Below are 1,642 nucleotides of genomic sequence, written 5' to 3' on the forward strand. Positions count from 1 at the left end.
AGAGAAATTAGCCACAAATGGACACGAATTAACCTGTGACATTCGATAAATGTAGTGCGAACCTTTAGGTTCGCTTTCCTGCTTGCCAGAAGCGAGGCTAAAGCCTCACACTACAAATCTTTTTATTATGCGTGTTCATTCGTGGTTATATATTCCCTCTGTGTTCTCTGTGGCTCTGTGGCTATATCCTGAACGGTTACGAAGAAGGTAATTATGCCAAAAGAAGAAACGATTAAAGTAGAAGGTATAGTTTCAGAGGTATTACCTAATACTATGTTTCGAGTAGAACTCGAAAATGGACATAAAATATTGGCTTATATATCGGGTAAGATGCGAAAACATTTTATTCGAATCTTACCCGGTGATAAAGTCACGGTTGAATTATCACTTTATGATTTATCAAGAGGAAGAATCATCTATCGCGAAAAGTGATAAAGGAGATAAAAAATAATGAAAGTTAGAACTTCGGTTAAAAAAATTTGTGAAAAATGTAAGATAATTAAACGCAAAGGAATTATTCGCATCCTTTGCTCCAATCCTAAACATAAACAAAGACAAGGATGATTGGTAAATTGTAACTAATCCCTTTATTACCATTTAACCAGTTACCATGCAAAAAGGAGGAAGACATTGGCAAGAATTAGTGGAGTTGATTTACCAAGAGATAAACGGGTAGAGGTCGGATTAACCTATCTATATGGAATAGGATTAACTACTTCACAAAAAATTCTCAAGATGGCAAATATTAAGCCAGATACCAGAGTTAGAGATTTAGCCGAGGATGAAGTTGTCAGAATTAGAAATATTATTGAGCATAGTTTTAAAGTTGAAGGAGACCTTCGTCGAGAAGTATCTACAAATATAAAGAGATTAACAGAAATTGGGTGTTATCGAGGGATGAGGCATCGTCGTGGCTTACCAGTTCGAGGTCAACGCACACATACTAACGCCAGAACCAGAAGAGGGCCACGAAAAGTTGCGGGAATGATAAGGAAAAAATAAAGAAAAAGGGTAACCGTTCAGGATATAGCCACAGAGTCACAGAGAACACAGAGGGAATATATAACCATGAACACGAATAATAAAAAGATTTGTAGTGCGAGGCTTTAGCCTCGCTTCTGGCAAGCAGGAAAGTGAACCTAAAGGTTCGCACTACATTTATCGAATGTCACAGGTTAATTCGTGTCCATTTGTGGCTAATTTCTCTAATTCTCTGTGAACTCTGTGCCTCTGTGGCTGAACGGTTACCGAAAAAGGAGTTATAAAACATGCAAAAACCTAAAGGTGATAGTCAAACAAAAGGAAGACGAAAAAAGGAAAAAAAGGTAGTCCGAACAGGTATTGTTCATATTCAATCTACATTTAATAATACGATTGTGACCATTACTGACCCAAAAGGTAATGTTCTTAGCTGGGCAAGTTGTGGAAGTGTTGGTTTTAAAGGAACAAAGAAAGGCACTCCTTTTGCTTCCCAGGTAGCCGCAGACACCGCCGCTAAAAAGGTAATGGATTATGGAATGAGTGAAGTCTCAGTTTTTGTTAGAGGACCAGGTTCAGGTAGAGAATCAGCTATCCGCGCCTTGCAAGCCGCTGGATTAGATATTAAAGCAATTAAAGATGTTACCCCTATCCCCCATAACGG

Annotated in this window: 4 protein-coding genes; all 4 read left to right on the plus strand. The window is 38.2% G+C overall.

Annotated features, from left to right (window positions below; all coding sequences use genetic code 11):
• The first annotated feature begins 213 nt into the window (after nt 1-213).
• The gene (gene infA / locus AB1414_20485; GenBank protein ID MEW6609789.1) at nt 214-432 is read left to right on the plus strand and encodes a translation initiation factor IF-1; all 219 of its coding nucleotides are present in this window, start codon (nt 214-216) and stop codon (nt 430-432) included.
• A gap of 18 nt (nt 433-450) precedes the next feature.
• Complete coding sequence (gene rpmJ, locus AB1414_20490; GenBank protein MEW6609790.1) at nt 451-564, plus strand: 50S ribosomal protein L36; 114 nt, start codon at nt 451-453, stop codon at nt 562-564.
• Between the two features lie 66 nt (nt 565-630).
• Nucleotides 631-1,002 carry a 30S ribosomal protein S13 gene (gene rpsM / locus AB1414_20495; protein ID MEW6609791.1) on the plus strand — a complete coding sequence of 124 codons (372 nt, stop codon included), beginning with the start codon at nt 631-633 and terminating at the stop codon, nt 1,000-1,002.
• Nucleotides 1,003-1,268: 266 nt separating this feature from the next.
• On the plus strand, nt 1,269-1,642 hold a 374-nt coding region (gene rpsK / locus AB1414_20500), incomplete at its 3' end, for a 30S ribosomal protein S11 (protein ID MEW6609792.1).

The organism is bacterium, assembly GCA_040755795.1.
GTDB lineage: Bacteria > UBA9089 > CG2-30-40-21 > CG2-30-40-21 > SBAY01 > JBFLXS01.

Bases quoted from the DNA above. Each gene is read 5' to 3' on its own strand.
- rpmJ (MEW6609790.1), top strand. From the start codon at position 451: ATGAAAGTTAGAACTTCGGTTAAAAAAATTTGTGAAAAATGTAAGATA.
- infA (MEW6609789.1), top strand. From the start codon at position 214: ATGCCAAAAGAAGAAACGATTAAAGTAGAAGGTATAGTTTCAGAGGTA.